This is a genomic window from Erythrobacter sp. R86502, assembly GCF_042466465.1.
Lineage (GTDB): Bacteria > Pseudomonadota > Alphaproteobacteria > Sphingomonadales > Sphingomonadaceae > Erythrobacter.
This window is the reverse complement of record NZ_JAXHCJ010000001.1, coordinates 2969045-2990664: the sequence shown is the minus strand read 5'-3', so window position 1 is coordinate 2990664 and position 21620 is coordinate 2969045. Positions and strand designations below refer to the sequence as shown.

The window sequence follows — 21620 nt, the reverse complement described above, 5'->3', positions numbered from 1 at the left end:
CGCGCCTAGACATCATCGGCGCTGATCAGCTCTGCCGAATCAAGTTCGCCCGTCATGCTGGCGACTGTCACCGCCACCGCAGCATCGCCGGTGATATTGGTGGTGGTGCGCATCATGTCCATGATCCGGTCCACCCCGGCCACAAAGGCGATGGTTTCAAGCGGCACATCCACCGCGCTGAACACCAGCGCCATCATGATCAGGCCCGCGCCGGGAATTCCCGCCGCGCCGACAGCGCCCAGCGTGCCAAGCAGCGCGATCATGCCGTAATCGCCCCAACTCAGATCCACCCCGAAGATTTGCGCCCCGAACAATGTGGCAAGGCCCAGATACATCGCAGTGCCGTTCATGTTCACCGTCGCGCCCAGGCTGATGATGAAGCTGGCGACCGAATTCGACACGCCCAGATTGCGTTCGGCACAGCGCAGGGTGACAGGCAGCGTCGCGTTGGAACTGGCGGTCGAATAACTCACCGCAATCGCATCGACCATTCCGCGGAAAAAGCCGATCACCGGCATCCGGGCGATAAACTTGATCATGCCGCCGTAAATCAGCGCGATGATCAGGAAGCAGCCGAGGTAATTCAGGAACACAAGCTTGCCGAGCGCGGCGAGCGCATCGAAACCGAGCGTTCCGGCCACCCATGCCATCAGTGCAAAGACGCCGAACGGGGTCAGTTCCATCACGATCATCGTGACTTTCTGCATCACCACAGAACCGCTCTCGAAGATCTTGAGCGCTGGCTCACCCTCTTCCCGCGCCATCAGGATGCCGATCCCGATCAGCAGCGAAAACACGATCAGCGGCAACACGTTGACGTCCGCCATCACCTGCACAGGGCTTTGCGGGATCATGCCCAACACCATTTCGCGCCAGCTGGTTTCGGTGGGTTCAGGCGCTGCGCCAAGCGTCAGCGCCGAAGTATCAACCCCCACGCCCGGCGCGATAAAGGTGCCCAGCGCCAGGCCAAGCCAGACCGACATCTGCCCTGTCACCACGAACAGCAGCATCGCCCGCCAGCCGACAGAGCCCAGTTTGCGCAAATCGCCGATGCTGGCCACACCTGCGACCAGACTGAAGAAGATCAGCGGCACCACCAGCATCTTGATGAAGGCGACAAAGACATCGCCGATGATCTTGATGCTTTCTGCCCCCGGCCCCCACAGGCGTCCGACGATGATGCCAAGGACAAGTGCGGCAATGACACGTTGCCACAGAGGTATGCGGAGCCAGGCGCCCAATTTACTGTCCTTTGTCCAATGCCAGTGCCTGAACGGCAATGCGGGTATAGATTCGGGTAAGCGCCGCCAGATCGGGGATCGCCACCGCTTCATCGCGCTTGTGCATGGTTGCATTGCACAGGCCGAATTCGATCACCGGGCATACGGCCCGCAGGAAGCGGGCATCCGATGTGCCGCCAGTGGTGGACAGTTCGGGCGTAATACCGGTCTCCGCGGCCACCGCATCGCTCACCAACCGGGAAAATTCACCAGGCTCGGTCAGGAATGGTTCGCCCGAAATCACCGGCCGCGCCGTTCCGCCATGGCGCTGGGCAATCGCCATGACCCGTTCGGACAGGCTGTGGCCGGTATGCAGATCGTTGAAGCGGATCGACACCCTAGCGGTGCCCATCGCCGGGATCACATTATGCGCCCGGTTGCCCACGTTGATATCGGTGATTTCGAGGTTGGAGGGCTGGAACCAGCGGGTGCCGGTGTCGAGTGTCAGCGCATCCAGTTCGGCCAGAATCGCCACCAGCTTGGGCAGCGGATTGTCGGCAAGGTGCGGATAGGCGACATGGCCCTGCACGCCTTCGACATCGATGAAGATGTTGACCGAACCGCGCCGACCGATCTTCACCATATCGCCCAGCCGGGCGACGCTGGTGGGTTCGCCGACAAGGCACAGATCAGGCTGGATACCTTTTGTCGCCATGTAATCGATCAGCGCGCGGGTGCCGTGCAGCGCCGGACCTTCCTCGTCACCGGTGATGATGAAGCTGATCGTGCCCGCGTCGGCAGGCACGTCGGCCACGGCAGCGACCATTGCGGCGATGGCGCCTTTCATGTCGACCGCGCCGCGACCGTGAAGCAGGTCGCCGCGCACTTCGGGGATGAAGGGATCAGTCGCCCAGCCTTCACCGGGGGGAACGACATCGAGGTGTCCTGCAAAGGCGATGTGGCGCGCGCCGGGCGGGCCGGTGCGGATGGCGAACAGGTTTTCGACCGGTGCCTCGTCGCTTCCCTCGGGTCCATCGCCCCGGGTGAAACGGTGAATGGCAAAGCCCAATGGTGCCAGCATCGCTTCAATTTCGCCAAACACCGCGCCGGTTGCAGGTGTCACGCTGGAAGCGGCCATCAGCCGCTTGGCAAGGTCGAGAGGATCAAGCATTTCTGTCTGCCTAGCAGGAGTTTGCGGCATTGCCCAAGCGCGATTGGGCGACGGGTTCCCCTTGCCCTGCCATGATGCTGCGGTGCGCGCGGCGACGGGCGTTCATTCGCGGCGCTCCGGCTCTGGCAGCGCACCCGGCGCAAATGCGCTGGCAAGCAGATCGGCGATCCGCACCCCGGCCTGCTGCACCCGGCGTTTGGCGATCGGCACACCGCGGACGATGTCATCCTGACTGAGCACAGTTTTTTCCGCCAAGGGCGCGGCGCAGACATCATCGGTGTCGAAGGCGGTGGGATAGACAAAGCTGCGCGCAATCTCCCAGCTTTCGCGGCCCCAATCGTCCGGGTTGCCTCCGCCCAGTTCGGCGCGTTCGGCAGGGGTGTAGCGCCGCACCACCGGATCGGCCGGATCGGTGATGGCGCGTTCGGCCAGCGGGCCATCCCAGATTGCATGGAGGTTGTACCCCGGCCTGATCCCGTAATCCGCCTCGCGGTCATTGCCACCGCGGTCCTCGTGATCGCCCGAATGCAGCGGCATATGCACATCACCGGTAAAGTGAACCAGAAAAGCCAGTGCTTCCAACCGGATCGGCGCGGGCAGGCGTTCATCGGCAAGCATGCGGTGCGCCCGGTTGACCTGCGCGGTGACGCAATTGCCGCCCGAACAGTTGGCGCGTGGGTTGAACGTCTGGCAAATCGGTGCGGTGCGGTAATGCCACGCGGCGGTATAGCCCCAGCGCCACCCCTCGCCGCGCACACAATCGGCCCAGACGGCGGCGTCCTGCAGCGTCTTCAGCGGGCATTCGGGCGTGCCCAGCGCCTTTTCATGGGCGAGCAGCGCACGGATTTTGGCGCGCACTTCGGGGGTCACATTCGCCTCGGCAATCGCGGCGGTCTGGCGGTGGGCGTAAAAGCCCCAGGCGTGCGCAGGCGCAGGCAGCAGCGCCAGCATCGCCATGCAGATGGCAGCAAGACGCATCATACTGCTGCTTCCCATTGTTCGATCACCCATTCTTCCTGCTCGGCGGCATCGCACCATTCGCGCATCCAGTCATGTTCGAGGATCGCTTCCATATAAGCCTGCGCAAAGCCCGGAACGCTGATGCCGTAGGTGACGAAGCGCGTCACGACAGGTGCGTAGAAGATGTCGGCCGCGCCGAACGTGCCGAACAGATACGGGCCGGTGCTGCCATGCCGGGCGCGTGCTTCGGCCCACAGGCCAAGGATGCGTACGATATCGTGGCGGGTCTGTTCAGAAAGGCCGGGCAGCTCGATCCGACGGCGGATGTTCATCGGCAGTTCGCGGCGCAGCGCCAGATAGCCCGAATGCATTTCGGCCACCATCGCGCGCGCCATGCCGCGGGCTGCGTCATCCTTGGGCCAGAACCGTTCGCGCCCCACCTTGTCGGCAAGGTATTCGAGGATCGCGAGGCTGTCCCACACCACGGCGTCCCCGTCCCACAGCACGGGCACCTTGCCACTGGAAGGTTGCACTTCGCCCATGTCCTGCTTCAGCCGATCCCACTCCTCGCCCATCAGCGGAACGGTCAGTTCTTCGAAATGCAGGCCCGATTGCTTGGCCGCAAGCCAGCCGCGCAGGCTCCAGCTTGAGTAGTTCTTGTTACCGATGATCAGTTTCATGCCGCCGCGTGCTCCACCTTGCCGGGCCGTATCCGGCACTCGCCCTAGCCGTTCATCCATGCGCTGTCGACGCTGAACGAGGTGACATGTGAGACACTGTCCAGAAGGGGAAATCGCGCTGGCGCGCAAGCCATCGAGCCTTGCAGCGAAGTCTTCGCGGCTGAGCGGCGCGGCGATGGGGCGGATGGATGGTCGGCGCATGGCAGTGTCCGGGCTGGCACAGCGACGGCGTGTAGGAAAACGCGTTCCCTTGCAAAGCGCGCCGCGCTAGTTGGTCAGGGTATGACCTTGCCTCCGTTCCATCTCGCCTTTCCGGTCGATGACCTTGCTGCTGCACGCGCGTTCTATGGCGGGGTGATGGGCTGCGCCGAAGGGCGTTCGAGCGCGGAGTGGATCGACTTCGATTTTCACGGGCACCAGATCGTCGCCCACCTCGCCCCCGGTCAGGCAGGTGACCGTGCGCGCAACCATGTGGACGGGCATGGGGTTCCGGTGCCCCATTTCGGACTGGTGCTGGGCATGGCGGAATGGCGCGCGCTGGCGCAGCGGCTGCGCGATGGCGGCGCGGACTTCGTGATCGAACCGACCATTCGTTTCAAAGGCCAACCGGGCGAACAGGCCACCATGTTCCTGCGCGATCCGGCGGGCAACGCACTGGAATTCAAGGCATTCATCGATATGGAAAAGCTGTTTGCAAAATAGGCTGGCGACAGCGTTGCAAAAGATCGAGCCGCAGGCTTACGGCCGGCAACGGCTGACTAAAGGTGTCCATTATCAATGAGTGCGCGGCTGGAACATGTCGCGTACCGTTTGGTATATGACGCTATGAACCTGCGCAGACTTCCGTCATTGCCACATTGGCTCCTGCCATCTGCGCGCCTGAGGGTCCGTCTTACCTATCTGTGGCGCCATGGCCGGCTTCCCAACCTTGGCAATCCGACGCGGTTCACCGAACTTATCCAGCGCCGCAAACTCCTGGACCGTGACCCGCGGATGGGTTTGTACGTAAACAAGGTAACGGCCAAGGCTGCGGCGGCGCGCCTGTTTGGGGAAAACTGGATCATTCCCACAATATGGACAGGAAATTCGCTTCCCGAAAACCCGGATTGGACGTTTCCTTTCATCCTGAAAGCAAGCCACGGATGCAATCAGAATGCCGTGTGTTACGACGCATCAGATTACCAGATCGCGCGCCGGCGGGCATCAAAATGGGCCGACAAGCCTTATGGCTTATGGTTGGACGAATGGGCTTATCGCGATATCCCGCGGGGTTTCATCGTCGAACCTTTCCTGGGTAACCGGGCAGCCCTTCCTGTCGACTACAAGATCTATGTATTCGGAGGCGTTGCCGCTTTCATTCAGGTGCACGTCGACCGAGTCAAAAACCATCGTTGGGTTCTTTATGATCGGCGCTGGAACCAGATTTCCAAGTTCGACGAAGCACCGGTAACTGCCCCGACAAGTCTGGACCGAATGGTTGCAAATGCAGAACGGATAGCAAGCCCATTCGACTTTGCGCGGGTTGATTTCTATGAGATCGACGGGATGCCCAAATTTGGAGAGGTCACGTTTTATCCCGGGTCTGGATTGGATCGCTTCGATCCAGAAGAACTGGACGCGCTGATCGGAAGCCGCTGGGCGGAAGCACTCAATACCCGACCCTGCCAAGCTGATGTGCCATCATATCAGGCAGCAGCGATGTGACCACTTCCCAACCATGCATCGCGATCCGCGCACAACCGTTGCAGTCGCGCAAAGTTGAGGCTTTATCCCGCCCAGTTTTCGCCCAGGGCATCTGATACAACCGCGGCACGCAGAGCGGCGATGCCCATGCCTTTTTCGCTGCTGGTCAGATGGAGTTCGGGATAGGCGGCCACGTGCTTGCGCACTTCGGCAGCGGTCGCTTCGGCCACCTTGTCCAGATCGCTCGCCTTGATCTTGTCGGTCTTGGTCAACACCACACGATAGCCGACTGCCGCTTCGTCAAGCATGGTCATCATCGTCCGGTCGACGTCCTTGATACCGTGGCGACTATCTACCAGCACCAGCGTTCGTGACAGGACTGCACGCCCGCGCAGGTAGGAGTTGACGAGCGCCTTCCACTTGTCGACCACCTTCACCGGGGCTTTGGCAAAACCGTATCCCGGCATGTCAACCAATCGGAACAGCGGCAACGCGCCATCGTCTTGCGGGCGGCCGACATCGAAGAAATTGAGCTCCTGCGTGCGGCCTGGGGTCACCGAAGCCCGCGCAATCGCACGCCGACCCGTCAGCGCATTCAACAGCGAGGATTTGCCCACGTTGCTGCGCCCGCAAAATGCGATTTCGGGCACGTCGGGGTCAGGCAGGAATTGCAGCTGCGGGGCAGAGCGCAGGAAATCCACTGGCCCCGAAAACAGCCGCGATGCCGCTTCCTCGCGGGCGATATAATCATCGTCATCGGTCACAGCGTCACTCTGCACCCTTCTTTTGTGCCGCGGCCGCCGCGTTTGCGGCCTTGAGCTGCGGGTGCTTGGAATAGAGATAGCTCTGCTGGGCCAGCGTCAGGATGTTCGATGTCACCCAGTACAGCAGCAGACCTGCGGCAAACGGCGCCATCACGAACATCAGGATCCATGGCATGATCGCAAACATCTGCTTCTGCACAGGGTCCACCCCGGTCGGGTTGAGGCGGAAGGTCAACCACATCGTGATGCCAAGCAGAATGGCCAGCGGGCCAATCGCAAGGAAGCCCACCACCTCGTAAGGCAGCAACCCGAACAGGTTCAGGATATGCGCCGGATCGGGCGCGGACAGATCGCGGATCCACAGCGCAAAGGGTTCGTGCCGCATCTCGATCGCCAGCACCAGCACCTTGTACAGCGCGAAGAAGACCGGGATCTGGATCAGCATCGGCAGGCAGCCGGACAAGGGATTGACCTTTTCATCCTTGTAAAGCTTCATGATTTCCTGCTGCTGGCGCTGCTTGTCGTCCTTGAAGCGTTCCTGGATCTCTTTCATCTTGGGCTGCACGGCTTTCATCGCCGCCATCGAGGCAAAGCCCTTTTGCGCCACCGGGAACATCAACCCGCGAATGAACACGGTCAGCAGGATGATGGCTACGCCGAAATTGCCCACCAGACCGTTGAGCGTGCGCAGCAGCCACAGGATCGGTTTTTCGACAATCTCGAACCAGCCCCAGCTGATCGCCTTGCCGAAATAGGTGATGCCGTCTTCTTCATAGAGATCGAGGATCTGGCTGTCCTTGGCCCCCGCATACAGCCGCGACTGCTGTGTCAGCGTGCCGCCTGCCGGAACAGTTGTGGCCGCGTAAAGCAGATCGGCGCGGAACAGCGTGTTGCCCAGCGAACGGAAGCCGGCATTGTCGACCCGTGCATTGCCATTGCCATCACCCGGAACCAGTGCGCCCAGCCAGTACTGATCGGTAAAGCCCAGCCACGATGGCGCGCCTTCGGGGGTTTCGCCGCCCAGTTCGGCCAGTTCGTCATAGGAATGCGGGTCCCACAATGTCCCGCCGAACACGCCGACCGGGCCGGCATGGGCCACGAACTGGTCGATCGTGGCGTTGGTGCTGGTACGTTTGATCAAGGCAAAGGGCTGCACCACCGCAGCCGCAGCGCTCGCGTTGCGCACGGTCTGCGTGGCGGTGATCATGTAGTTCGCATCAACGGCAAAGCGGATGGCATAGGTCACGCCGCCCGCATCCGTGCGGGTCAGCGTGACAGGTGTGGTCGGCGTAAGCCGGGCGCCATCAGCCTGCCACAGAAGGTTGGAAGGCTGGCGCGCGCCGTTGCTGACAAAGCCGAATTCCGCAAAATACTGTGCGGGCGTGCCTTCAGGGGCAAACAGGCGGACGGGGCCTGAATCCTTGTCCACCGTTTCACGGTAGTCCTTCAGCACGATGTCATCGATGCGCGCACCGACAAGATTGATCGATCCGGCCACCCGCGGGGTATCGATGTCCACCCGATTGGGGCTGGCAAGCGCGGTTGTCATGTCCACCTTGCGCGCGGCTGCCGCCTCTGCGCCCAGATTGCCGGTACCGGTCACCGGCGCTTCACCGGCAATCGTGCCATCGGCCGCCCGTTCCGTGGGCAGGGCCTGCGTCGATATCGCGGCCTCTGGGTAGAAATAGCGCATGCCCACGTCCCACCCAAGGATGAGCAGACCCGAAAGCACGACGGCGAGCAGAAGATTGCGATTGTCCAAGATAATGCCCTGAGTAATGCGTGACGCGGTGTATTATGGAGTTAAGACAGCGAAATTTCCAGCCCTAGGGGACCGGATCATGCCCATGCCCGCCCCACGGGTGGCAGCGCAGTAGCCGCTTAAATGCCATCCATCCACCCTTGAGCGCACCATACTTGCCAATCGCTTCGATCGCGTATTGGCTGCACGAGGGGGCATAGCGGCAAGATGGCGGCAAAATACGCGATGGGCCCAATTGCCAGCCGCGCGCGATAAGGATCAGAACGCGCTTCACCGCGCCTTGGCCCCTTGGCGATTGCCCTTGCGCGGTCGCCGTCCGCCCGACGGATCGCCGCGGCCCTCGCGCGCCCGTTCCAGCGCCTTGGCCAGTTCGTCCGCCATCACGCCAAAGTCGCGTTCCACCCCGCCTGCACGTCCGATCAGCACATGATCATGATCGGGCAGGCCCAGGGTTGGCAGCGCAGCGCGCAGCAATTCGCGAAATCGCCGCTTCATCCGGTTGCGCACCACGGCGTTGCCGATTTTCTTGGTCACGGTGATTCCGAAGCGGACGCCCTGCCCTTCGTTGGGGCGGGTGAGCAACACGAATCCGGCCCGCGCATTTCGCAGGCCGCTGTTGGCGCGCAGGAAATCGGCACGCTTGGTGATGACGGAGATCATGTTCGGTGTGGTAACGAAAACGGGCCCCCGGAGGGAGCCCGCAAGCGCGACCGCGCGCCCGCAGCGACGGGGCCTTCAGGCCCCGCGAGCGAGAATGCCGCAGCCCACAGGGGCTGCGAAAAACAAGTTACGCGCAGAGCTTCTTGCGGCCGCGGTTGCGGCGCGCACGAAGAACCTTGCGGCCACCGGGGGTTGCCTTGCGTGCAAAGAAACCATGGCGACGGGCGCGCACGAGATTGCTGGGTTGGAACGTCCGCTTCATATCATCCTCGAAAAAGCTACCGGCCGTTCGGTATCGGGGTAATGACCCATACCGCAACCGTGGCCGCGCAAACGCGACCGGAAATCAGATCGGCGCCGTTATGGGAAAGCCGCATGAGAGTCAAGCAAACCCGCGACCGGACCTGCACCAATATCGCCATATGCGATCCGCGGCGCGAGTGCGATTGCAGCATTTGTCCCGCGCGCCAGGCGCAACGGGGTGCGCAGCGCATCGACCAGCGCCCCGCCCGACCGTGCCAGCACAATGCGGAGCCCGGCTTCGATCGCAGCGGGACGCTGCGTCTTGGGCGCGACCGTCGTCGCAGGAGCTATCCAGCGCGCCATGTCCGCGCCTTGCAACCACAGCGCACCAGCATGGGGCACCGAATTGGTCATGGCGTAGAAGGCACGCGCCTGATCGCCGGGCATGCCCATTTCGCCATAATAATCGAGGTAGAGCCGGTTTTCCGGCGCGTCAGGCGCGAAATCAGCCGGCTCCCGGCCGCGTTCATCGCGCCAGGAATGCACGGCAAACAGCGCGCCTTCCTCCATCGTCCGCCGGGTGCCGGCCAGAAACAGTTCCACCGCACCCGATCGCGCAGATCCGCCTGCGGGCACATGCGTTGCCAGCCCCGCGGCGCGAATCGCCCGGCCCAGCCGCAGGTTCGCCAGATCGTGGCTGGTGCCCGGAGCATCGGCAAATTCGATTGTTTTCAGCCCCGGATATGCGGCCAGCATTGCGGCAAACGCCTGCGGGCTTTCGGCATCGGTAGACGCCACCAAAGCTGCGCGTTGCCCGTCGATCACGCGGAAGGGGCCAAACCGGGCAATCCCTGCCATCTGCGAAGGGGCGTGCGGTGCCGATGCGATAAAACGCACCGGTTGGTGATGCACGGTTTCGGTAACCGCAAAGCGACCCGATTGCAGGCTGGTAGCCACCGTATCGCCATGCGAGGCGGGGTTGTAGCTCGCGGGCGTATCATCGACACGCACCCACTGGCCCGTTGCCGGGTCCCATTCTTCGACCCAACTGACCCGTTCCACCACGCGGGCGCCCGATTGGGCATGCGCTGCCACTGCTGGAAGCAGCAGCGCAAACGCAAGCATCAAAGGGGCCCACACGCGGATCATGCCACAGGTGTGCGCCCGCGGCCTTTCCCAATTCGCAAAGATTTATGCTTTAGAAAACCCTTAACACTGTCACGCGGGCGCTCGACAAGCCTCTCTTAAGACTGCACTATCCGGCAACGGGGGACGCAAGGGTCAAGTTGATGGTCGCGCTGGTACGAACGGTCGCCTATCTCGGGCTCGAAGCGCGCGCGGTCGAGGTGCAATGTCAGGTTGCCCCCGGAATGCCGCGTTTCAGCGTGGTGGGCCTGCCCGACAAGGCGGTCAGCGAAAGCCGCGAACGGGTGCAATCGGCCTTGTCTGCGATGGGCCTTGCGCTGCCGCCCAAACGCATCACGATCAACCTTTCGCCCGCCGATCTGCCCAAGGACGGATCGCATTACGATCTTCCCATCGCGCTGGCGCTGCTCGCGGCGATGGGCGTGACCGATGCCGAACAACTGGGAGACTGGATCGCGGTGGGCGAATTGTCGCTGGATGGCCGCGTGATCGCCAGCCCCGGCGTGCTGATCGCAGCGCTGCATGCCAGCGAATCGGGAACCGGCCTGATCTGCCCTGCCGAACAGGGGCCCGAAGCGCGCTGGGCGAGCGGCGTCCCGGTGCTCGCCCCGCGCGATCTCACCAGCCTGATTGGCCATCTCAAGGGCAGCCTTGTCCTTCCGGAACCAGCCCGCGGCACGGTGGCCGACAGCGTGGCTGGCAAAGATCTGCGGCAGGTCAAAGGGCAGGAAACCGCCAAACGCGCGCTCGAAATCGCAGCAGCAGGCGGACACAACCTGATGATGGTCGGCCCGCCGGGGTCGGGCAAAAGCCTGCTGGCGTCTTGCCTTCCGGGTATCCTGCCCGACCTTACGCCAACCGAAGCCCTGGAAGTGTCGATGGTGCAATCGGTCGCCGGGACGCTGGAAGCGGGCCGGATCAGCCGGGCGCGCCCATTCCGTGCGCCGCACCATTCGGCCAGCATGGCGGCGCTGACGGGCGGCGGACTGAAGGTTCGCCCCGGCGAAGTCAGCCTGGCGCATCTGGGCGTGCTGTTTCTGGATGAGCTGCCCGAATTCCAGCGGCCCGTGCTCGATTCGCTGCGGCAGCCGCTCGAAACGGGCCGTGTCGATGTGGCTCGGGCCAATGCGCATGTCAGTTTCCCCGCACGGGTCCAGCTGGTCGCTGCGATGAACCCGTGCCGCTGCGGGTATGCCGGCGATCCGACGCGCAACTGCACCAAATATCCCCGCTGTGTCGGCGATTATCAGGCGCGCCTGTCCGGTCCGCTGCTCGACCGGATCGACCTGCATGTGCATGTCGGCGCGGTCAGCGCGATGGACATGGCGCTGCCCCCGCCCGCGGAAGGCAGCGCCGAAGTAGCCCGAAGGGTCGCCGCAGCGCGCGCGGTTCAGGTGGCGCGGGGGGTACGATCGAACGCCGAACTGGAGGGCGAATTGCTCGATCACCATGCCAGCCCCGATGACGCTGGCCGCGCGCTTTTGCTGCAAGCGGCCGAAAAGCTGCGGCTGTCCGCACGAGGATATACCCGGATGTTGCGGGTAGCGCGCACGATTGCCGATCTTTCGGGCGCTGAAACGATCGGTCGCACCCACATCGCCGAGGCGCTATCCTATCGCCTGATGACAGGTTAAAGAGCGGCCCAATCCGGGTTCCCCCTCCCGGGCGACGCAAGGGCGCATTGGCAATTCCGGACGATCCTTCAGCGATGGCGACGGCTGAACCGCGTGGTATCGCAGCGCTGTGGCAGGCGCTGCGGGATGCCCCACGTCGCCGCAAGCTGGCGAGCCTTGCAATCGCTTTGGTGCTTGAAGCCCTGATCCTGCTGCTGTTGCTGACTCTGGGAACCCGGATCGGCGGTAACGAGGACGGGCGCGCGGTCGAAACGATGACGGCGATCGAACTCCCCGCCGAGCCGGAGTCCGAGCCGGCCGAAGAGCCCGCCAGCGCCAGCGCGCCTCAGCCCGATACCCCCGTGCCGCCCGTACCAACCGAGCCGCTGGACAGCGAGCCGCTCCGCCCTACCCCACTGGTCTTGCGGCCCAGTCCTGCGGCCCAGCCTGCTGCACCGCAAACCCAGCCGCAACCACAGCCGCAGCCACAGGCCAGCGCTGCGCCGCCGCGGATCGGCGCGCGGATCAGGCCGGGACGCACCATGGGCCCTGCTGACACCGGCAATCCGCGCACCGCAGGTGACAGTCAGCGCGTCGGCACCGCGCCCAATGGCGAACCGCTGTATGCAGCCCGCTGGTATCGGGAACCAACCGATCAGGAGCTTGCCGGCTATCTTTCGACCGCCAACGGCCCCGGCTATGCGCTGATCGTCTGCAAGACCGTGCCCGATTACTATGTCGAGGATTGCGTCTTGCAGAGCGAAGGGCCGCAGGGGTCCATGATCGGCCGTGCCGTGCTGGCGGCGGCATGGCAATTCCGGGTGCGCCCGGCGCGCATCGGCGGACGCGAACAGTTCGGTTCGTGGGTTCGCATCCGGATCGACTACACGGTTTCGCGGGCGCCGCGCTAACGGTTCACGTGATCGCGCACCACGGCAATGAAGTCGGGGCCCCAAGTTTCGAGCTTCTTGGTGCCCACGCCCGCGATCGTTCCCAATTCGGCCAGCGTTTCAGGGCATTGGTTGGCCATGTCGCGCAGCACCGAATCATGGAAAATCACATAGGCCGGAATGCCGTGCTCGCTCGCAAGCGTCTTGCGCTTGTGCCGCAAGGCTTCAAACAATGGATTGCCGATCGGATTGGGCGCATCGCCGCCGCTGCGCCCCCGCCGACCGCGGCGGGCGCGGACGGGCGGTTCGGCAATGCTGACCGGCGCCTCGCCCTTCAGCACGGCGCGCGCTTCTGGGCCGAGCATCAGCCCGCCGTGTTCGGTCGCCGCCAGCATTCCGCGCGCCACCAGCGTGCGCGTCAGCGGGCGCAACAATCCCGCCTCGCCCGAACTGACGATCCCGAATACCGAAAGCTGATCGTGCCCGCGACTGGTGATGCGGTCATCGTTCTGTCCGGTCAGCACTTTTTCGACATGCCCGATCCCGAAGCTCTGTCCGGTGCGGTAAACGGCGGATAGCAGCTTGCGGGCAAGCTCGCTCGCGTCGAGCACCTGCGGTGGGTTTTCGCAATTGTCGCAATTGCCGCACTGCGCAGGCGGCTGTTCGCCGAAATGGCGCAGCAGGATCGCACGGCGACAGGTCGGTGCTTCAACCAACTGCGCCAGCGTATTGAGCCGCGCCTGTTCACCCGCCAGCCGTTCCGGCTCCACATCGCCGAGCCATTGGCGGGCGCGGGCAAAGTCGCTGACACCCCAGAACATGTGCGCTTCGGCGGGGTCGCCATCACGGCCTGCGCGGCCAGTTTCCTGATAATAGGCCTCAATCGATTTGGGCAGGCCTGCGTGGATCACAAAGCGCACGTCGGGCTTGTCGATCCCCATGCCGAATGCGATGGTGGCAACCATCACCATGCTTTCGGACGCGACGAACTGCGCCTGCACCGCTGCGCGGCGTTCGGGTTCAAGCCCGGCGTGGTAGAACGCGGCCTCTCGCCCGGTGCGGGCGATCTGCGCGGCGATATCCTCGGTCGCCTTGCGGCTGGGCGCATAGACGATGCCCGCGCCGTCCAGCCGCGTAAGGAGATCGTTGATCTGCCGTGCGCCATTGTCGCGCGGGGTAATTGCGTAACGGATGTTGGGCCGGTCGAACCCGGCAACGATCAGCCCGGCATCCGGAATGCCAAGCTGGCGTAGGATATCGGCGCGTGTCGCCTGATCGGCGGTTGCCGTGAGCGCGAGACGGGGGACATCGGCAAACCGGTCGAGCATCGGTTTAAGACCGCGATAGTCCGGGCGGAAATCATGTCCCCATTCGGACACGCAATGCGCCTCGTCGATCGCGAACAGTGACAGGCGCGATTGTTCCAGCAATGATTGGAAACCGGGTGTGGCGGCGCGTTCGGGTGCGACATAAAGCAGATCAAGCGCGCCTTGGCGAAACGCCTGCGCGGTGGCGGCATTGTCGCTGTCGGCCGATGTCATCGATGCAGCGCGGATACCGGCGGCGCTGGCGGACCGGATCTGGTCGTGCATCAGCGCGATCAGCGGCGATATGACAATCGCGGTGCCTTCGCGGGCCAGTGCCGGCACCTGATAGCACAGGCTTTTGCCCGCGCCTGTCGGCATCAGGGCCAGCGTGTGCGCGCCGGCCATGACCCGCCCGATCACCGCCTCCTGCTGCCCGCGAAACGCAGGAAAGCCAAAGGTCCGGCGCAGGACATCGTGACATTCAGGAGGAGCGGCCGCGTGCATCGCCGCCGCCCTAGCCGATACGGCGGCGACAAGGCACCCGCGCCAGGCGGGCTATCGACGGAAAAAGGGCAAAGCGCGCCTACCGTGCGCCGGTGGCTCTTACCGCGGCGAGTTCGCGCACCTCGGCGCTGGCCCGGCCCGCGTCAGGAGTTGCAAGCGTGCCATCAGCGCGTTTGCCAAGGTTTTCGGGCCGGATCAGCGACAGATCCTGCGGCCCAAGGATACGCCCATCATGCGCAAGGATGGACACCGCGCCGATCGGCAAACGGTCGCGTTCGTCGACCAGCACCGGGTCTTCAACCACGATTTCACTGCCGTATTTCTGACCCCACTGGCGCAAGGCCAGCATCGCGGGAAGCAGATCGAGCCCTTTTTCGGTGAGCCGGTATTCGATCTTGCGGCGATCATTCTCGCACGGTTCGCGTTTGAGAATGCCGTGCTCCACCAGCTTGGCAAGGCGATTGGACAGGATGTTGCGCGCAATCCCGAGCTCGCTCAGAAATTCTTCGAAGTGCTTGAGACCATTGAAACTTGCACGCAGGATCATGAACGACCAGCGTTCACCCATCACTTCGAGCGCTTGCGGCAGACCACATTCGATCAGTTCGCGCAGCGGCTCTCTCAATTCACCCATATGCCCAGCTTCCTTCCCCGTCAGGGGCTGTGTGTAACCGCTTTTTGGCAGCCTCACAAAAAGTTTCACTTATCAGTTGCAACCCGCAACCTAGTTATGTAGGTAGCGAATAGCAACTGGTTTCGAATCGAAATGTTGCGTTGCAAAATAAGATAACTGAGACCAAGGGGCCACGGCCCAAATATAAAGCAAGGCAAAGGATACCCCGATGATCAACACCCTCTCGATTCCCCGCACCGGCAAGCTTGCCATCCTCGCTTCGGCTGTTGTGTATGCCGGCCTCAGCTTCGGCGTGGTCGCAGGCTCCGCTCCAGCCAATGCAGCAGGCGCGCCCTATTACAGCGCCACGCTGTCAGCCCCTGCAAAGGACACGCGCGCCGTCGCCGATGGCGTGGCCTGGGCCTGCAAGGACGCCACCTGCGTCGCCCCCAAGGCCGCTGCCCGTCCGCTTCGCGTGTGCCGCAGCCTGAACCGCAAGTTTGGCGAAGTGGCCAGCTTCAAGGTCGATGGTGAAGATCTGGCCGCAGAAGAACTGGCCAAGTGCAACGGCTGATTTCGGCCTGAATGATGTCCCCCCTCTGTGCGGCGCCCCTCTCCCCGCCGCGACAGAGCACCGCGACCCCCGGCGCCCGCTTGTCCCGCAGCGTGCAGCCGGGGGTTTGGCGTTTTTGGGCGCGGAAAATGTACCGTGACGCGCCTGTCAGCGACCCAGGCTTACCAGTTCACAGCAGCCCGGCGGTCTGGAGCTGCGCACTCAGCCCTTCGGCATCGACAAACAGGTGCGCATCCCATCCGCGTGCGCGTGCGGCCGCAATGTTGGCGGCGTTGTCATCGGTGAAGAACAGCGCAGCGCCGCTGCGACCGGTGCGCTGTTCGACGATTTCGTAAATGCGCGGGTCCGGCTTGGCGACCTTTTCAACGCCCGAAACGATGATGTCTTCGAATGATCAAAGATCGGTTCGGAAGGGCGGAAGCCCTGCCAGAATTCATCGCCGAAATTGGTCAGGCAGAATAGCGGTACACCTTCGGCCGCAAGCCGCGATACGATCGCGTGCGTCCTAGGGACTGGCCCGGTAATCGTTTCGTTGAACCTGTCGCGATAGGCGCGGATATGTGCGGCATAGGCGGGGAACAGCGCAGCGCGTTCGGGGATCATGTCCGCCAGCGCCCGCCCGCGATCATGTTCGAAATGCCATTCTTCAGTCACGACGTGATCAAGAAACCAGTCAAGTTCCTGCGGATCGTCGATCAGCGTTTCGAACAGCGCACGCAATTGCCATTGAAACAGCACCCGTCCGACATCGAACACCACCGCCTTGCGCACGCCGCCTGCTCCTCAAATGCGTGCGGCCCGCGCTCCGGTCAGGAGGCGGGCCGCCAATTCCATCAGCTGCCGATCACCGGCAGCCGCGCCAATCAGCCCTGGCGGGCCTTGAAACGGCGATCGGTCTTGTTGATGACATAGGTGCGGCCGCGGCGTCGGATCACGCGGTTGTCGCGGTGACGGCCCTTGAGCGACTTGAGGCTGTTGACGATCTTCATGGCTCTCAGCTTTCAAATGAAAACGCGCCGGATCGGGCCCGACGCGCGAATAATTGAACTGAGCCGTTAGCGGCCTTGGCCCTTCGCGTCAATGCGCTTGCCGGGGCTTGCGATCATCCGGCCCGCAGATCGGCCAGTTTCCGTTCCCAAGCAAGCGCATGGGCCACGATCGTGTCCAGTTCAGCATGCTTCGGTGACCAGCCAAGCGTCTGCTTCAGTCTCGTAGGATCGGAAATCAGCGAATTGGGGTCGCCCGCGCGGCGGCCTTCGATCCGGCGATCAAGCTGCTGATTCGTCACCCGGTCGACCGCGTCGAGCACTTCCTGCACCGAAAACCCGCGGCCATACCCGCAGTTCATCGTAAGCGACCGCGCAGGGTCTGCCAGCAGCGCCTCCAGCGTCAGCACATGCGCAGCAGCCAGATCGCTGACGTGGATGTAGTCGCGGACCCCGGTACCATCAGGCGTGGCGTAGTCGGTGCCGAACACGCTCACCGATTCGCGAAGCCCCAGCGCCGCTTCAATCGCCACCTTGATGAGGTGCGTCGCGCCTGCGGTCGATTGGCCGCTGCGCGCCTGCGGATCGGCCCCGGCCACGTTGAAATACCGCAGCACGCCGACGTTCATCGGATGCGCGGCAGCGACATCGGCCAGCATCTGTTCGGTCATCAGCTTTGACCAGCCATAAGGATTGATCGGCCGCTGCGGCGTATCTTCGCTCACCGCGGCGACTTCGGGGACGCCGTACGTGGCTGCGGTGGACGAAAAGATGAAATGCGCAATGCCTGCCCTGACTGCTGCATCGATCAGCGAGCGGCTTTTGGCGGTATTGTTGTGATAATACTTAAGCGGGTCGGCCACGCTTTCGGGTACCACGATCGACCCGGCAAAATGCATGATTGCCGCGGTCTTCTGTTCGGAGAAGATGCGCGCGAGCAGGCTGGCGTCGGCGACGTCGCCCTCATACAGCGGCACATCATCGGGAATGGCGAAACGAAAGCCGGTCGTCAGATTGTCGATCACCGCCACGGGCCAGCCCGCGTCCCTCAGTGCCAGCACCGCGTGGCTGCCGATATAGCCTGCGCCCCCCGTTACCAGCACGGATGGTTTGCCCGATGATGTCATGCCCTTGCCCCTGTCATCCAACCCGGTTTCACCCGCAATTCACAAACTGGATCACAAACACACGGGCCTGTGCACAGCGCTTTGTGCGTCTTATATGTGCCTCTACACAAAAGGAACCCTGCCATGATGCCAACCCGAATGCTTGCCTCTGCGGCGCTTGCCGCTGCCATGACATTGTCGGCATGCGCGACATCGCCCTATACCGGCCCGGTTGAAGTCACCCGGTTTGTGGCGCCCAGCCCATCGGGTCTTGGACAGGGCACCATCGCGGTCAGCTTTCCCGAAACGATCAGCAACGAAGCCGCGCGGCGCGCCTTTGCCGCTGCAGTCGGCGGCGAATTGACCGCGCTTGGCTACACCGTGGTGACCGATACCGCGGGCGCAGGTCAGATAGCGGCCGTACGCACCAGCCGCGCCCCGATCACCGCCGCGCCCGTGCGCGATCGCGGCCCGGTGAGTGTCGGGGTCGGCGGTCAGACAGGCGGCTTCGGGTCGGGCCTTGGTCTTGGCGTCGGCGTGAACCTTGGCGGCGGGCGTGAGGATGCGAGCGCGATCACGGAACTGTCTGTCCGAATCACGCGCACCGATGGCACGACCCTGTGGGAAGGCCGTGCGCAGCAGGCAACGGGGATCAAATCACCCTATTCGCAGATCGACGCCAGCGCCCGCACGCTAGCAGCCGGGTTGTTCCGGGACTTCCCCGGTGGCAATGGCGAAACCGTTACGATCGACGTGAAAAACCTACAGGCGGCCAAATGACTTCTCTTTTTATCGATTCCGGGTTCGACAGCGGAAATATCGACGTGTTGGGGATTGATGGCGCCACTGCGCGCCTCGCGATCCGGCGCGACAAGGATTCTGAATTCTTTCAGTGGTTCCATTTCCGTGTCACAGCCCCCGCTGGCCAGGACGCGGTGCTCAAAATCACCGGGCTGAACGAAAGCGCCTATCCGGGCGGCTGGCCAGATTATGATGCCTGCGTTTCGGAAGACCGTGCCTATTGGACGCGCGCATCTTCGACCTTCGACAAGGACGAAGACGGCGGCACGCTGACCATCCGTTATACTGCGTCCAGCGGTGTGTTCTGGTGCGCCTATTTCGCGCCCTATTCGATGGAGCGCCATCAGGATCTGATTGCCGAGGCCGCAGCGAGCGATGGGGTGGACTACATCCGACTCGGTACGACGCTGGATGGTCAGGCGATCGATTGCCTCGAAATGGGCGAAGGCGATATGCGGGTGTGGCTTTATGCCCGTCAGCATCCGGGCGAAACGCAGGCCGAATGGTGGATGGAGGGCGCCTTGGCGTGCCTGACCGATCCCGCCGATCCGGTGGCGCGCGCGCTTCGCAAGCATTGCCGGATCCATGTCGTTCCCAACTGCAACCCCGATGGTTCACGCCGCGGGCATTTGCGAACCAATGCGGTTGGCACCAACCTGAACCGCGAATGGGCCAACCCCACCGCTGAACGGTCCCCCGAAGTACTGGCGATCCGGAACCGGATGGATGGAACAGGGTGCGACTTTGCCATGGATGTGCACGCTGATGAAGCCATCCCGGCGGTGTTCATTGCCGGGTTTGACGGCATCCCCTCATGGACCGAAGCGCAGGGCGCAGGCTATGATCGCTATCAGCGCATCCTTGATCGCCGCACGCCCGATTTCCAGACCAAGCTGGGCTACCCCAAAGCCGCCGCGGGTCGCGCAAACCTGTCGATGAGCACCAACCAGCTCGCCGAACGCTTCGGCGCAGTCGCGATGACGCTGGAGATGCCCTACAAGGATCTCGCCGATTTCCCCGAACCCGAACAGGGCTGGTCCCCGGAACGCTGCAAGATGTTGGGACGCGACTGTCTGGCAGCGCTGGTCGAATGGCTGGAGGGGCGCGAAGCCTAGCCGAGGTGGGAAGGCCCAAAGGCGTGCGGCAGCAGCGCGGATAGTGTCACGCGCCGCACGTCGTCGTTGCTGACACACAGCACCAGCGGATCGGTCGCGCCCAAGGCCGCAACTTCGTTCAGCACCTGACGGCAGCGACCGCAGGGGGTAATTGGCGCATTATCGGCCTTGAGGCCCACCACTGCGACCGCCGCCAGCCCGCCGCGCCGCCCTTCGCCAAGTGCCTTGGCGACCGCGACCGTTTCGGCGCACAGGGCCAGGCCGTAGCTCGCGTTCTCGACATTGCACCCAGTAATCACCGCGCCGTCATCGAACAGCAGCGCCGCGCCCACGGGATAGTCGGAATAGGGGGCATAGGCGTTCTCGGCCGCAGCATAGGCTTCCGCGATCAGCGCCTGCTCCTGTGTCTGCGTCAGGTTCATTTCTGCACCACCACCCATTCGACCGGCTCCTCGCTCGCCTCGGTAACAAGCGCGCTGTTGGCGCTCCATAGCAGCCACGGACGTCCGGCATAGTCCGGCCGCGCGCGATCACGCGCCAGCCACAGATCACGCGCCAGCGTTGCTGCGGTGCCGTGGCGATCCTGAAACGCGGGAGCCAGTTTGAGTATCGCTGGACGGCCCGCATGAATTTCGATCTGGTTGATAAGGGTCATCAACTCACTTTCGACCGCGGCGTCGCTCACCTTGGGCGCGCATCCATCGGCCAATCGGCTCAGCCCGATGGCGGGCGGCAGCAGGTCGGCATCGCGCGGCACCATCTGCGCAAACATGCCGCTTTGCGCATCGGCGCCAAGGCAGGGGTCGAAATCAAGCATCACGCCGACTTGCAGCCCCGCCGTACGCGCGCGGGCAAAGCGATCAGGAAACCCGCCGGGCGCATTGGCTGCAAGCGGCAGATACACAAATTGCGCGCCCACCGCCTTCAGTGTGGCGAAGCGAACTTCGGCGCCGCCCGCGGGCACAAACGCCCCCTGTTCCGGATAGCGGGCCGCGTCCGGCCGCCAGCCGCGCATGTCCCACCATAGCCAGGCGGCAAAGGCGATGCCGAACAGCGCCGCCAGTGCAGCGACGCGCAGCATCCACCGCCGTCGGCGTGCGCCGCGGCTACGCGACCGCTTGGCGCCTGGTGCGCGTGTTGCTGCCATGTGTCTGGTGCCCCTCGCCTAACCCTTGATGTGCAGCACGCAGATCAACGTGAACAAACGGCGTGCGGTGGCAAAGTCGGTATCGACTTTCCCCTCCAGCCGTTCCAGCAGCAATTCGGCGGCATTGTTGTGGATCCCGCGCCGCGCCATGTCGATCGTCTCGATCTCGGTCGGGGTCGCCTTGCGGATCGCCTGATAATACGAATCGCAGATCGCAAAATATTCGCGGATCGGACGGCGGAACCGGGCCATCCCGATCAGCAGCGTTTCAAGCAGCGCGTCACCTGTATCGCGGATATCCATCGCCAGACGGCCATCGGTGACGGACAGGTGCAGATGATAGGGCCCCTGGCTGCCGCGTTCTGCCGAACGGACGGGCGTGAAACTGTTTTCTTCGATCAGATCATAGATCGCCACGCGCCGTTCCTGTTCGACATCGGCATTGCGCCACAGGATCGTCGCTTCATCCAGCGTGACCTTGGCAATGCGCTGCGCCCCCGCAGCACCGGGCGCGGAAGAAAGCGGCAGGGAATCGGACGGCGGATCGGCCATTTGCCTGCCTTCGCAGATGGAGGGGCGACACTTCAAGCACTTCGACAAACTCTCCCCACTATCCACAGCGTCGCAAATAAATATTGCCCGCAAATACCCTTGCGCACAGACGCCCTCAGCGCG

Annotated in this window: 25 protein-coding genes; 7 read left to right on the top strand and 18 right to left on the bottom strand. The window is 63.4% G+C overall.

Annotation, left to right across the window (positions count from 1 at the left end; all coding sequences use genetic code 11):
- Positions 1 to 5: 5 nt before the first annotated feature.
- The 4 genes from SJY33_RS14290 to SJY33_RS14275 form a co-directional block, all read right to left on the bottom strand.
- Positions 6 to 1241, bottom strand: coding sequence for a dicarboxylate/amino acid:cation symporter (locus SJY33_RS14290; RefSeq protein ID WP_379923448.1), 1236 nt, complete (start codon positions 1239 to 1241; stop codon positions 6 to 8).
- A 1-nt stretch (position 1242) separates the two neighbouring features.
- A complete protein-coding gene (gene dapE / locus SJY33_RS14285) occupies positions 1243 to 2391 on the bottom strand; it encodes a succinyl-diaminopimelate desuccinylase (RefSeq protein ID WP_379923447.1) in 1149 nt (382 codons plus the stop codon).
- A 102-nt stretch (positions 2392 to 2493) separates the two neighbouring features.
- Positions 2494 to 3372 carry a S1/P1 nuclease gene (locus tag SJY33_RS14280; protein ID WP_379923446.1) on the bottom strand — a complete coding sequence of 293 codons (879 nt, stop codon included), beginning with the start codon at positions 3370 to 3372 and terminating at the stop codon, positions 2494 to 2496.
- Complete coding sequence (locus tag SJY33_RS14275) at positions 3369 to 4031, bottom strand: glutathione S-transferase family protein (protein WP_379923603.1); 663 nt, start codon at positions 4029 to 4031, stop codon at positions 3369 to 3371. The genes SJY33_RS14280 and SJY33_RS14275 overlap by 4 nt, the downstream gene beginning before the upstream one ends.
- A gap of 282 nt (positions 4032 to 4313) precedes the next feature.
- On the opposite strand from SJY33_RS14275, the gene SJY33_RS14270 reads away from it, so the two are divergent.
- The gene (locus SJY33_RS14270) at positions 4314 to 4733 is read left to right on the top strand and encodes a VOC family protein (RefSeq protein WP_379923445.1); all 420 of its coding nucleotides are present in this window, start codon (positions 4314 to 4316) and stop codon (positions 4731 to 4733) included.
- 75 nt (positions 4734 to 4808) lie between these two features.
- Positions 4809 to 5735 (top strand): ATP-grasp fold amidoligase family protein, encoded by a 927-nt coding sequence (locus tag SJY33_RS14265; protein ID WP_379923444.1) that lies wholly within the window; start codon positions 4809 to 4811, stop codon positions 5733 to 5735.
- A gap of 62 nt (positions 5736 to 5797) precedes the next feature.
- Here the strand turns inward: SJY33_RS14265 and yihA are convergent, their stop codons facing one another.
- The 6 genes from yihA to SJY33_RS14235 all read right to left on the bottom strand — a co-directional run bounded on the left by yihA (position 5798) and on the right by SJY33_RS14235 (position 10292).
- Positions 5798 to 6478, bottom strand: a complete 681-nt coding sequence (yihA, locus tag SJY33_RS14260) for a ribosome biogenesis GTP-binding protein YihA/YsxC (protein WP_379923443.1) — start codon at positions 6476 to 6478, stop codon at positions 5798 to 5800.
- 4 nt (positions 6479 to 6482) lie between these two features.
- The gene (gene yidC / locus SJY33_RS14255) at positions 6483 to 8240 is read right to left on the bottom strand and encodes a membrane protein insertase YidC (RefSeq protein ID WP_379923442.1); all 1758 of its coding nucleotides are present in this window, start codon (positions 8238 to 8240) and stop codon (positions 6483 to 6485) included.
- Positions 8241 to 8304: 64 nt separating this feature from the next.
- Positions 8305 to 8514, bottom strand: a complete 210-nt coding sequence (gene yidD, locus SJY33_RS14250) for a membrane protein insertion efficiency factor YidD (protein ID WP_379923441.1) — start codon at positions 8512 to 8514, stop codon at positions 8305 to 8307.
- Positions 8511 to 8900 carry a ribonuclease P protein component gene (rnpA, locus tag SJY33_RS14245; protein WP_379923440.1) on the bottom strand — a complete coding sequence of 130 codons (390 nt, stop codon included), beginning with the start codon at positions 8898 to 8900 and terminating at the stop codon, positions 8511 to 8513. The genes yidD and rnpA overlap by 4 nt, the downstream gene beginning before the upstream one ends.
- 127 nt (positions 8901 to 9027) lie before the next feature.
- Positions 9028 to 9162, bottom strand: a complete 135-nt coding sequence (gene rpmH, locus SJY33_RS14240) for a 50S ribosomal protein L34 (protein ID WP_036801591.1) — start codon at positions 9160 to 9162, stop codon at positions 9028 to 9030.
- 98 nt (positions 9163 to 9260) lie between these two features.
- Positions 9261 to 10292: a hypothetical protein gene (locus SJY33_RS14235; protein WP_379923439.1), complete on the bottom strand. Its 1032-nt coding sequence runs from the start codon at positions 10290 to 10292 to the stop codon at positions 9261 to 9263.
- Between the two features lie 140 nt (positions 10293 to 10432).
- Between SJY33_RS14235 and SJY33_RS14230 the strand changes: the two genes are divergently transcribed.
- Together SJY33_RS14230 and SJY33_RS14225 are read left to right on the top strand one after the other, a co-directional pair.
- Complete coding sequence (locus tag SJY33_RS14230; protein WP_379923438.1) at positions 10433 to 11923, top strand: YifB family Mg chelatase-like AAA ATPase; 1491 nt, start codon at positions 10433 to 10435, stop codon at positions 11921 to 11923.
- Between the two features lie 74 nt (positions 11924 to 11997).
- Entirely contained in the window at positions 11998 to 12813 is an 816-nt protein-coding gene (locus tag SJY33_RS14225; protein WP_379923437.1) for a hypothetical protein, read from the top strand.
- On the opposite strand, the gene recQ is transcribed toward SJY33_RS14225, so the two are convergent.
- Positions 12810 to 14603 carry a DNA helicase RecQ gene (gene recQ / locus SJY33_RS14220; protein ID WP_379923436.1) on the bottom strand — a complete coding sequence of 598 codons (1794 nt, stop codon included), beginning with the start codon at positions 14601 to 14603 and terminating at the stop codon, positions 12810 to 12812. The genes SJY33_RS14225 and recQ overlap by 4 nt on opposite strands.
- A 79-nt stretch (positions 14604 to 14682) precedes the next feature.
- A complete protein-coding gene (locus tag SJY33_RS14215) occupies positions 14683 to 15237 on the bottom strand; it encodes a winged helix-turn-helix transcriptional regulator (protein WP_379923434.1) in 555 nt (184 codons plus the stop codon).
- Between the two features lie 208 nt (positions 15238 to 15445).
- Between SJY33_RS14215 and SJY33_RS14210 the strand changes: the two genes are divergently transcribed.
- Positions 15446 to 15790 (top strand): hypothetical protein, encoded by a 345-nt coding sequence (locus SJY33_RS14210; protein ID WP_379923433.1) that lies wholly within the window; start codon positions 15446 to 15448, stop codon positions 15788 to 15790.
- 169 nt (positions 15791 to 15959) lie between these two features.
- Here the strand turns inward: SJY33_RS14210 and SJY33_RS14205 are convergent, their stop codons facing one another.
- From SJY33_RS14205 to galE, 3 genes are all read right to left on the bottom strand, one after another.
- On the bottom strand, positions 15960 to 16118 hold the full coding sequence (locus tag SJY33_RS14205) for a hypothetical protein (protein WP_379923602.1): 159 nt from the start codon (positions 16116 to 16118) through the stop codon (positions 15960 to 15962).
- Between the two features lie 535 nt (positions 16119 to 16653).
- Positions 16654 to 16779, bottom strand: coding sequence for a type B 50S ribosomal protein L36 (gene ykgO / locus SJY33_RS14200; protein ID WP_017666014.1), 126 nt, complete (start codon positions 16777 to 16779; stop codon positions 16654 to 16656).
- A gap of 113 nt (positions 16780 to 16892) precedes the next feature.
- Positions 16893 to 17903 (bottom strand): UDP-glucose 4-epimerase GalE, encoded by a 1011-nt coding sequence (galE, locus tag SJY33_RS14195; protein WP_379923431.1) that lies wholly within the window; start codon positions 17901 to 17903, stop codon positions 16893 to 16895.
- A gap of 123 nt (positions 17904 to 18026) precedes the next feature.
- Here galE and SJY33_RS14190 point away from each other — a divergent pair, with 123 nt between their 5' ends.
- Positions 18027 to 18662 carry a hypothetical protein gene (locus SJY33_RS14190; protein WP_379923430.1) on the top strand — a complete coding sequence of 212 codons (636 nt, stop codon included), beginning with the start codon at positions 18027 to 18029 and terminating at the stop codon, positions 18660 to 18662.
- Positions 18659 to 19798, top strand: coding sequence for a M14-type cytosolic carboxypeptidase (locus SJY33_RS14185; protein ID WP_379923429.1), 1140 nt, complete (start codon positions 18659 to 18661; stop codon positions 19796 to 19798). Before SJY33_RS14190 ends, SJY33_RS14185 begins: the two co-directional genes overlap by 4 nt.
- Here the strand turns inward: SJY33_RS14185 and SJY33_RS14180 are convergent.
- From SJY33_RS14180 to SJY33_RS14170, 3 genes are read right to left on the bottom strand one after another with little or no spacing between them, the layout of a single operon-like run.
- Positions 19795 to 20238 (bottom strand): cytidine deaminase, encoded by a 444-nt coding sequence (locus SJY33_RS14180; protein WP_379923428.1) that lies wholly within the window; start codon positions 20236 to 20238, stop codon positions 19795 to 19797. The two genes, SJY33_RS14185 and SJY33_RS14180, sit on opposite strands and share 4 nt — an antisense overlap.
- On the bottom strand, positions 20217 to 20945 hold the full coding sequence (locus tag SJY33_RS14175; protein ID WP_379923426.1) for a glycoside hydrolase family 25 protein: 729 nt from the start codon (positions 20943 to 20945) through the stop codon (positions 20217 to 20219). Before SJY33_RS14175 ends, SJY33_RS14180 begins: the two co-directional genes overlap by 22 nt.
- An 18-nt stretch (positions 20946 to 20963) precedes the next feature.
- Entirely contained in the window at positions 20964 to 21497 is a 534-nt protein-coding gene (locus tag SJY33_RS14170; protein ID WP_379923425.1) for a UPF0262 family protein, read from the bottom strand.
- Positions 21498 to 21620 lie beyond the last annotated feature (123 nt).

Excerpts from the sequence above, each read along its gene's own strand:
- dapE (WP_379923447.1), bottom strand. The coding sequence starts at position 2,391 with ATGCTTGATCCTCTCGACCTTGCCAAGCGGCTGATGGCCGCTTCCAGC.
- SJY33_RS14280 (WP_379923446.1), bottom strand. The coding sequence starts at position 3,372 with ATGATGCGTCTTGCTGCCATCTGCATGGCGATGCTGGCGCTGCTGCCT.
- SJY33_RS14275 (WP_379923603.1), bottom strand. The coding sequence starts at position 4,031 with ATGAAACTGATCATCGGTAACAAGAACTACTCAAGCTGGAGCCTGCGC.
- SJY33_RS14270 (WP_379923445.1), top strand. The coding sequence starts at position 4,314 with ATGACCTTGCCTCCGTTCCATCTCGCCTTTCCGGTCGATGACCTTGCT.
- SJY33_RS14265 (WP_379923444.1), top strand. The coding sequence starts at position 4,809 with ATGAGTGCGCGGCTGGAACATGTCGCGTACCGTTTGGTATATGACGCT.
- rnpA (WP_379923440.1), bottom strand. The coding sequence starts at position 8,900 with ATGATCTCCGTCATCACCAAGCGTGCCGATTTCCTGCGCGCCAACAGC.
- rpmH (WP_036801591.1), bottom strand. The coding sequence starts at position 9,162 with ATGAAGCGGACGTTCCAACCCAGCAATCTCGTGCGCGCCCGTCGCCAT.
- SJY33_RS14235 (WP_379923439.1), bottom strand. The coding sequence starts at position 10,292 with ATGATCCGCGTGTGGGCCCCTTTGATGCTTGCGTTTGCGCTGCTGCTT.
- SJY33_RS14230 (WP_379923438.1), top strand. The coding sequence starts at position 10,433 with ATGGTCGCGCTGGTACGAACGGTCGCCTATCTCGGGCTCGAAGCGCGC.
- SJY33_RS14225 (WP_379923437.1), top strand. The coding sequence starts at position 11,998 with ATGGCGACGGCTGAACCGCGTGGTATCGCAGCGCTGTGGCAGGCGCTG.
- recQ (WP_379923436.1), bottom strand. The coding sequence starts at position 14,603 with ATGCACGCGGCCGCTCCTCCTGAATGTCACGATGTCCTGCGCCGGACC.
- SJY33_RS14215 (WP_379923434.1), bottom strand. The coding sequence starts at position 15,237 with ATGGGTGAATTGAGAGAGCCGCTGCGCGAACTGATCGAATGTGGTCTG.
- SJY33_RS14210 (WP_379923433.1), top strand. The coding sequence starts at position 15,446 with ATGATCAACACCCTCTCGATTCCCCGCACCGGCAAGCTTGCCATCCTC.
- ykgO (WP_017666014.1), bottom strand. The coding sequence starts at position 16,779 with ATGAAGATCGTCAACAGCCTCAAGTCGCTCAAGGGCCGTCACCGCGAC.
- galE (WP_379923431.1), bottom strand. The coding sequence starts at position 17,903 with ATGACATCATCGGGCAAACCATCCGTGCTGGTAACGGGGGGCGCAGGC.
- SJY33_RS14190 (WP_379923430.1), top strand. The coding sequence starts at position 18,027 with ATGATGCCAACCCGAATGCTTGCCTCTGCGGCGCTTGCCGCTGCCATG.
- SJY33_RS14185 (WP_379923429.1), top strand. The coding sequence starts at position 18,659 with ATGACTTCTCTTTTTATCGATTCCGGGTTCGACAGCGGAAATATCGAC.
- SJY33_RS14180 (WP_379923428.1), bottom strand. The coding sequence starts at position 20,238 with ATGGGTGGTGGTGCAGAAATGAACCTGACGCAGACACAGGAGCAGGCG.
- SJY33_RS14175 (WP_379923426.1), bottom strand. The coding sequence starts at position 20,945 with ATGGCAGCAACACGCGCACCAGGCGCCAAGCGGTCGCGTAGCCGCGGC.
- SJY33_RS14170 (WP_379923425.1), bottom strand. The coding sequence starts at position 21,497 with ATGGCCGATCCGCCGTCCGATTCCCTGCCGCTTTCTTCCGCGCCCGGT.